This is a genomic window from Gemmiger formicilis, from assembly GCF_016901605.1.
Lineage (GTDB): Bacteria > Bacillota > Clostridia > Oscillospirales > Ruminococcaceae > Gemmiger > Gemmiger formicilis_B.
This window is the reverse complement of sequence record NZ_JACJKP010000128.1, coordinates 1-8510: the sequence shown is the minus strand read 5'-3', so window position 1 is coordinate 8510 and position 8510 is coordinate 1. Positions and strand designations below refer to the sequence as shown.

General features: G+C 57.7%; 7 protein-coding genes. 3 read left to right on the top strand and 4 right to left on the bottom strand.

Annotated features, from left to right (window positions below):
• The coding region (locus tag H6B10_RS10220) for an iron-containing alcohol dehydrogenase (protein ID WP_204651512.1) at positions 1-832 on the top strand (832 nt) is incomplete at its 5' end.
• Between the two features lie 59 nt (positions 833-891).
• On the opposite strand, the gene lepA is transcribed toward H6B10_RS10220, so the two are convergent.
• The 4 genes from lepA to H6B10_RS10200 form a co-directional block, all read right to left on the bottom strand.
• The gene (gene lepA / locus H6B10_RS10215; RefSeq protein WP_204651511.1) at positions 892-2700 is read right to left on the bottom strand and encodes a translation elongation factor 4; all 1809 of its coding nucleotides are present in this window, start codon (positions 2698-2700) and stop codon (positions 892-894) included.
• On the bottom strand, positions 2700-3887 hold the full coding sequence (gene alr / locus H6B10_RS10210) for an alanine racemase (protein WP_204651510.1): 1188 nt from the start codon (positions 3885-3887) through the stop codon (positions 2700-2702). Before alr ends, lepA begins: the two co-directional genes overlap by 1 nt.
• On the bottom strand, positions 3884-4642 hold the full coding sequence (locus H6B10_RS10205; RefSeq protein ID WP_204651509.1) for a tRNA 2-thiocytidine biosynthesis TtcA family protein: 759 nt from the start codon (positions 4640-4642) through the stop codon (positions 3884-3886). Before H6B10_RS10205 ends, alr begins: the two co-directional genes overlap by 4 nt.
• 63 nt (positions 4643-4705) lie before the next feature.
• Positions 4706-5995 (bottom strand): chloride channel protein, encoded by a 1290-nt coding sequence (locus H6B10_RS10200; RefSeq protein ID WP_204651508.1) that lies wholly within the window; start codon positions 5993-5995, stop codon positions 4706-4708.
• A gap of 135 nt (positions 5996-6130) precedes the next feature.
• Between H6B10_RS10200 and H6B10_RS10195 the strand changes: the two genes are divergently transcribed.
• Together H6B10_RS10195 and H6B10_RS10190 are read left to right on the top strand one after the other, a co-directional pair.
• Positions 6131-7270 carry an ATP-grasp domain-containing protein gene (locus H6B10_RS10195; protein WP_204651507.1) on the top strand — a complete coding sequence of 380 codons (1140 nt, stop codon included), beginning with the start codon at positions 6131-6133 and terminating at the stop codon, positions 7268-7270.
• A 22-nt stretch (positions 7271-7292) separates the two neighbouring features.
• Entirely contained in the window at positions 7293-8273 is a 981-nt protein-coding gene (locus tag H6B10_RS10190) for a glycosyltransferase family 2 protein (protein WP_204651506.1), read from the top strand.
• Positions 8274-8510 lie beyond the last annotated feature (237 nt).

The window sequence follows — 8510 nt, the reverse complement described above, 5'->3', positions numbered from 1 at the left end:
CGGCATCATCATCAATAACCCTGAATTTGCCGATGTGCGCAGCCTGGAAGGCGTGGCGCCCACCAAGAAGCATGCAGTGTTCACCATCGCAGTGCCCACCACTGCCGGTACCGCTGCCGAAGTCACCATCAACTACGTCATCACCGATGTGGAGAAGCGCCGCAAGTTTGTCTGCGTAGACACCAACGATATCCCCGAAGTGGCCGTTGTGGACCCCGATATGATGGCGTCCATGCCCAAGGGCCTGACCGCCGCCACCGGCATGGACGCCCTGACCCACGCCATTGAAGGTTACATCACCAAGGGCGCCTGCACCATCTCCGATATGTTCCATCTGGAGGCTATCCGCCTGATCTCCGAGAACCTGCGCGGCGCTGTGCAGAACACGCCGGAAGGCCGCGAGGGCATGGCCCTGGGCCAGTACATTGCCGGTATGGGCTTCTCCAACGTAGGTCTGGGTATTGTGCACAGCATGGCCCATGGTCTCTCCGCCCTGTATGATACCCCCCATGGTGTAGCCTGCGCCATCATCCTGCCCACGGGTCTTGAGTACAACAAGAGCGTGGCCGGTGGCCGTTATCGTGCCGTGGGCAAGGCTATGGGCGTGGAAGGTATTGATCCCATGACCGACGCCGAAGCAGCTGATGCCACCATCGCCGCCGTGAAGCAGCTTTCCGCCGACGTGGGCATCCCCGCAGACCTGAAAGGCATCCTGAAAGAAGAGGACGTGCAGTTCCTGGCTGAGTCTGCTTTCGCCGATGCCTGCTGCCCGGGCAATCCCCGTGACACCAGTGTGGAAGAAATCAAGGAACTCTACCGCAGCTTGCTGTAAAAATAACGCAACAAAAGCGGAGGACCGTGTATACGGTCCTCCGCTTTTTGCATACATCATCAGGAATCGGAATCCAGTTTCAGGACGGCGGTAAAGGCCTCGCTGGGCAAGGTTACGCTGCCCAGCTGACGCATCTTCTTTTTGCCTTCCTTCTGCTTTTCCAGCAGCTTTTTCTTACGGGTAATATCGCCGCCGTAACATTTGGCCAAAACGTCCTTGCGCATGGCTTTTACGGTTTCGCGGGCAATGATCTTGCCGCCCACCGCGGCCTGAATGGGAATTTCAAACAGGGCACGGGGAATATTCTCCTTCAGTTTTTCGCAGATGCGACGGCCTTTGGCATAGGCATTGTCGGAGAATACGATCATGGACAAAGCATCCACAGGATCGCCGTTGAGCAGGAAGTCCAGCCGTACCAGTTTGCTTTCGTGCCAGCCTTCCCACTCGTAGTCATAGCTGGCGTAGCCGCGGCTGCGGGACTTGATAGCGTCAAAGAAATCGTAGACGATCTCGCCCAGGGGCAGCTGATAGTGCAGGTCCACACGGGTCTCGTCCATATATTTCATGTCGATGAGCACGCCGCGCTTGGCCTGGCACAGATCCATCAACGGACCCACATAGTCGTTGGGGGTGTAAATGTGGGCGTTGACGAAAGGCTCTTCCTGTTTGACGATCCGGGTGGGGTCCGGGTAGGCAGCGGGGTTATCGATGATCTCCACGGTGCCGTCGGTCAGCGTCAGGCGATACTGAACGCCGGGGGTGGTGGTGATCAGATCCAGATCAAATTCACGTTCCAGGCGCTCGGTGATGATCTCCATGTGCAGAAGACCCAGGAAGCCGCAGCGGAAGCCAAAGCCCAGGGCGGCGCTGGTTTCCGGCTCAAAGCTCAAAGAAGCATCGTTGAGCTGCAGCTTTTCCAGAGCATCTTTCAGGTCGGGGTAGTCGGCGCCGTCGGCGGGGTAGATACCGCAGAACACCATGGGCGTTACGGTGCGGAAACCGGGCAGCGGTTCAGGGGTGGGATTGGATGCCAGCGTGACGGTATCGCCCACGCGGGTATCCCGCACGGTTTTGATGCTGGCCGTCAGGTAGCCTACTTCACCGGCCTCCAGTTTTTCACAAGGGGTCAGGCTGGTGGCGCCCATGTGGCCCACTTCCACCAGCTGGAACTCGGCGCCCGTGCTCATCAGGCGGATGGTATCGCCGGGCTTCACGGTGCCTTCAAAGATGCGCACATAGACGATAACACCTTTGTAGCTGTCATAGATAGAGTCAAAGATTAGTGCTTTCAGCGGCTTGTCCGGGTCGCCGGTGGGGGCAGGCATCTGCTGCACCACGCACTCCAGCACGTCCTTTACGCCGACACCCAGCTTGGCCGACACACGCGGTGCCTCCATGCAGGGCAGACCGATCACATCTTCCACCTCTTTGGCGACGGTGTCCGGGTCGGCACTGGGCAGGTCGATTTTGTTCAAAATCGGCACGACTTCCAGGTTGTGGTCCAAAGCCAGATAGCAGTTGGCCAGGGTCTGGGCTTCCACGCCCTGGCTGGCATCCACGACCAGAACGGCACCCTCGCAGGCGGCCAGGCTGCGGCTGACTTCGTACTGGAAGTCCACGTGGCCCGGGGTGTCGATCAGGTTCAGCTCATAAGTCTTGCCGTCGTCGGCTTTGTAGCGCATGGTAACGGCGCGGGCTTTGATGGTAATGCCGCGCTCTTTCTCAATGTCCATGTCGTCCAGAACCTGGTCGGTCATGGTGCGCTTGTCAACGCTGTCGGTCAGCTCCAGCATGCGGTCCGACAAGGTGGACTTGCCGTGATCGATGTGGGCGATGATACAAAAGTTGCGGATCGTATCGCGAGCCATCAATTTTCCTCCAAATCGTTCCAAATCTTGCAGATTTTACCGTTCTCGATATATACACGCGGGACGCGGCGGGCAATGCCGCACACAATTTCGTAAGAGATGGTATCGGTTTTACGGGCAATGGTGTCTGCCGTATCGGGGGCGCCGGGGCCGAACACCGTAACTTCATCCCCCATATGCACTCCGGGAATGTTGGTGACGTCCAAAAGGGTCTGATCCATGCAAACCCGGCCCAATACGGGAGCGGGACGTCCGTTGACCATCATCAGGCCCTGCCCCTGGCTGCCGGATAGCATCCGGGGATAACCGTCGGCATAACCTACACAGACGGTAGCCACCCGCATGGGGGTCTGTGCGGTAAAGGTGCGCCCGTAGCTGACACTCTGGCCGGGCAACAGGTCTTTTACAAAGGTCACAATGCACTTCAGGGTCATGACCGGTTTCAACACCGGGAAATGCAGTTCGTCGCTGGGGTCCAGGCCATACAGGATAATACCTGCACGGGTCATATCGTTCCGCCATTCAGGGTGGCGCAGCTGGGCGGCCGAATTGGCACAGTGTACGGTGCCGGTGCGGTAGCCATCTGCCTGCAGCTGGTCCACAATTTTGCGGAACAGAGCATATTGCCCGTCGGTATAGGTCTGGGACTCTGGGTCCAGACTGTCGGCCACCGCAAAATGCTGGAAGATGCCGTCAATCTCCAGGCCCGGCAGGGAATAGAGTGATTCCAGCTCCCGGACCACGGCCTGCCAGTCGCTCTGGGCGGCAAAACCGATGCGTCCCATGCCGGTGTCGATTTTCAGGTGTACTTTCACCTTGACGCCGGCGGCAACCGCAGCTTCCGAGAGCGCTCGGGCATACTCGGTAGAAAAACAGGCGGTGGCAATATCATCCTGAGCCAGGACCGGTGCTTCGCCCGGGTCGGCATAGCCAAGAATCAGAACCGGTACGGTGATGCCGTGACGGCGCAACCGTTTGGCTTCGGCCAGGCAGCTGACGGCAAAGGCCGCCGCCCCTTCTTCCTGCAGGACTCTGGCCACTACGATATCCCCGTGGCCATACGCATCCGCCTTGACAACGGCACAGACAGGACCGTTGATGGTACGCTTGATAAAAGAAAAATTGTGACGCAGGGCATCCAGGTCAATTTCTGCCCAGCAGTGTTTTTCCAGAATCGGATCGTTCATTGGTCCCACTCCTTCTTCCGGCCGGTATGCAGCGGCCGCCAGCCGTCAATGCCGCTTTCCTGCAGGGCATGCAGTGTTTTCTGGCGAAATGCCGGGTCTTTGCGGCTGAATTCCCGGACAAACTGTTTGGTCTCTTCCCGCGTGGTCACACCGTCGGCGGGGCAGCGGCTTTTGATCACCGGCAATCCGGCCCGTTTTACGGCGGAGGTGACTTCGCTCTCGGTAGCCAGCAGCAGCGGGCGAATCATGGTCAAATCACGGCGCGAAAGATAGGTCACCGGCGAAAAACACCCGATGCGGCCTTCCCGCCAAAGGTTCATGTAAAAAGTTTCCACGGCATCGTCCAGGTGATGCCCCAGTGCCACCTTGTTGCAGTTCAGCTGCTGGGCGGCGGTATGCAGGGTGCCGCGGCGGAGTTTGGCGCACAGGGCACAGGGGTTGGACTCCTTGCGGTAGTCAAATACCACAGGGCCTATATCGGTCCTGCGTACCTCGTAAGGTACGTTTTCCGCGGCAAACAGTTCCGCCAGGGGGGTGTAATCCGTTTCCACACCGCCGAAACAGGGGTCCAGCGTAACGGCCTGCAGTTCAAAGGGAACGCCCAGGTAGGCCCGCAGACGGGCCAGGGCAACGGTCAGCACCACGCTGTCTTTGCCGCCCGAAACGCCTACCAGAACCCGGTCGCCGGGGGCAATCATTTCATAATCCTGCACGGCCTTGCGAACAAGACCGGTAATATGCTGCATGGCGTCCATGATCGCCCTCCGTCCTTATTTCTAAAACACTTTATTATACCACGGAACCCGTCGGCATACAACTTAATTTTCCTCGTTGGGGTCGGTTTCCGCCCAGTGCCCCTGCAGGAATTGTACGCTGCCGATACGCAGCTTGGAATGCAGGAAATGCTGTTCATGATACAGACTGAAATAGCTGGACAGCATGTAGGAAACTGCACAGACCAAAGCGAAAAGGGGCAGGCATTGCCCGCCAAAAACTTCCAATCCCAGGCAGATGGACGCCAGGGGACTGTTGGTGCAGCCGCAGAACAGGGCTACCATACCCAGGGCGGCACCCAGGGGCGCGGGCAGACCCAGCAGGGGAGCTACCACACAGCCGAAAGTGGCACCGGTAAAGAAGATGGGCACGATCTCGCCGCCTTTGTATCCCGCACCCAGGGTCAGGGCGGTGAACAGCATTTTCAGTGCAAAGGCCCAGGGCAGCGCCTGTCCGGCGATGGCCGCAGCAATCACGGCACTGCCGGCGCCGTTGTAATCGGTGGTGCCCAGCAGTTTGGTCAGGGCAATGATCAGCAGACCGCCTGCCGCTACCTGCAGATAGGGGTTGGGAATGAACTTGGCGTAGAGCTTGGGGGCGGTGTGCAAAAGTTCGCAAAATACTATGCTCAAACCGGCCAGCAGTATGCCCAGAACCAGTACCTGCAGAATCGTCACGGGGGTGGCTTCGGCGGTGGCACCCAGGGTGAAGGCGGTAGGCGCCAGACCCAGCTGGCTGCTGATCCAGACACCCAGCAGGGCGGAAACCAGGCAGGGCAGCAGGGCGGCGTACTGCATGGAACCTACATTGACGACCTCAATGGTAAAAACGGTGGCGGCCAGCGGGGTGCCGAATATGGCAGAGAAAGCCCCGGCCATTCCGCACATGGTCATCAGGCGGCAGTCATGGCGGTCCAGCCGAAGCAGACGGCCGAACTGCCCGGAAACCGAGCCGCCCAGCAGCAGCGCGGCACCTTCCCGGCCGCTGGAACCGCCCAGCAGGTGGGTGGTAACCGTCGAGAAGAAAATCAGCGGAGCGGTGCGCAGCGTCAGTACACGGCGTTCCCGCACAGCGGCAAAAACCTGGTTGGTGGAACCGCCGCCGTTGGGGTCAAAGTGCCGGTACAAAAACACAATCACCAGGCCGCCCAGGGGCAGAAGATACAAAAGCCAGCCATGGAGACCGCGGGTCTCGTTGGCCCAGTCCAGTGCCAGGCCGAAAGCGGCTCCCAACGGGCCGGTCAGACAACCTACCAGTACGGCCAGTACCAGCCATTTGAAGCAGACACGCAGATAGCGCAGCATGCTGCGCGCAGCGCCGGGCAAAGTTTTCATAAAGCAATCCTCCCGCCAATTGATCCTTTTGATTATAACTTGTAAAATTCCAAAACACAAGAAAAACCATCCTTCCCAATTGCTATGGCCTATGCTATAATATTGCATGAGCAACATGGGTAAGGAAGGAAAAGTATGAAAAAGCTTGCCATTATCGGTGCGTCCTACTTGCAGGCACCACTGATCCAAAAAGCAAAGGATATGGATTGCGAGACCCACGTGTTTGCCTGGGCTGCGGAAGACGTGGGCGAGAAAATGGCAGACCATTTTTATCCCATCAGTATTGTGGAAAAGGATGCCATTCTGGAAAAATGCCGGGAGATTGGTATTGACGGTATTTGTACCATCGCAAGTGACCTTGCCGCTGTGACGGTCAACTATGTGGCCGAAAAGATGGGCCTGCCCGGCAACGGCATGCGCTGCTGCGAAAAATCTACCAACAAACATAAAATGCGGGAAGCCTTTGCTGCGGCGGGCGACCCTTCGCCCCGTTCCATTCTGATTGAACCGGGGACCGATCTTTCGGTGCTGAACGATATGCAGTATCCGCTGATCGTCAAACCCACCGACCGTTCGGGCAGCCGTGGCATTACCGAAGTACAGCGGCCGGCTGCCTTGCAGGCTGCCATTGTCCGTGCACGGGAACAGAGCTTTGAGAAAAAGGTTCTGGTGGAGGAGTTTGTCACCGGGCAGGAGTACAGCGTGGAATGTGTTTCCTACCGTGGGGAGCATCATCTGCTGCAGATCACCCTCAAATATACCACCGGCGCCCCGATGTATATTGAAACCGGACATATGGAACCGGCGCCGCTGACTGTGGAAATGCGGGAAAAAGTCCGCAGTGTGGTGTTTCATGCATTGGATACGCTGGAAATCCAAAACGGCGCGTCCCACAGTGAATTGAAGATCGATCAGGCGGGCAACATCAAACTGATCGAAATCGGCGGGCGTATGGGCGGCGACTGCATCGGCAGTCATCTGGTGCCCAACACCACCGGTTTGGATTTTGTGGGGATGGTGGTCCAGATTGCACTGGGCCAGGCCCCGGATATGACCCGGCACCCGCACCACCCTGCCTGCGGTGTGCGGTTCGTTTTTGGCCCGCGGGATCTGGAACTGCGGGCGGTTCTGCGCGAGGCACCCGGCATTACCATGTTGGAAGAAAGCCCCATTGATCCCATGGATCACATGGTCACCGACTCTTCCACACGGTTTGGGTATTACCTTTTTGCTGCGGAAGATGCAGCGACGCTGTGTGCCTGGATGGAAAAGTGAAAGGACTGGAAGAAAAAACTTCATGCAACTGCTCAGTTTTGTGATTCCCTGTTACCACAGCGCGGCAACGCTGGGACCGGTGGTGCGGCAGATCCGCCAAACGGTTCTGGCAGACGGCCGCTATAACTATGAGATCATTCTGGTAAACGATAACCCTTCGGACGATACCTGGAAGGAAATTTTGCGCCTGAAACAGGAAGATCCGCAGATTTTCGGCATCTGTATGTCCCGCAATTTCGGGCAGGCATCGGCGCTGATGGCGGGGTACCGCCATGTCTGCGGGGACATTGTGGTCAGCCTGGACGATGACGGCCAGACGCCGCCGTCCGAGATGTTCCGCCTGATCGACGCGCTGGACGAAGAAACCGATATCGTGTATGCCAGCTATCCGGCCAAGCATCACAGTGCCTTCCGTAATTTTGGCAGCAAGGTCAATGACTGGATGGCTACCTGGCTGATGGGCAAACCCAAAGACTTGTATATGGCCAGTTACTATGCGGCCCGGCGGTTCATCATTGATGAAATGGTCCGTTGTGACAATCCCTTCCCGTATGTGGACGGGCTGGCGGTGCGTTCCACCTCCCGTTTCAAAAACATTCCCATTGACCATCGGGACCGTACCGAAGGGGAGAGCGGTTATACCTTCGGCAAGCTGCTCAGCCTGTGGATGAACGGATTTACCGCGTTTTCCGTCAAGCCGCTGCGGATCGCCACCGTGATGGGTATGGTGTTTTCGGTGCTGGGCTTTTTGTTTGCGGTCATGGTTGTGGTGCGCAAGATTATCCTGCTGGATAAAATCGACGCCGGCTGGTCCAGCATTGTGGCCATTGTACTGCTGCTGGACGGCATCCTGATGATGATGCTGGGCCTGGTGGGCGAATATGTGGGCCGTATGTATATGACCATGAACAAAAGTCCGCAGTATATCATCCGCACCACCACAGCGTCCGCCGGAAAAACAGAAACAGTGGATACTCCCGGAACAAGCGCAGAAAGCAAATAAAACAATAAAAATCCCACCGGCAGCAGTTGCCGGTGGGATTTTTTTGCGTTTTTTGCAAGAGTGGTTCAGGAAGCAGACGGCGTAGCGCCGGGCAGCAGGGTGACCACATCCCGAAGCAGTACCAGCGGATTTTCGCCCTTTTGTACGCGCAGGCTGAAATAGGGGCGACCCAGAGCGTTGTACAACACGCGGTGGGGATACTGGTCCATCACCGCGGCCAACTGCTGCGGACCTACC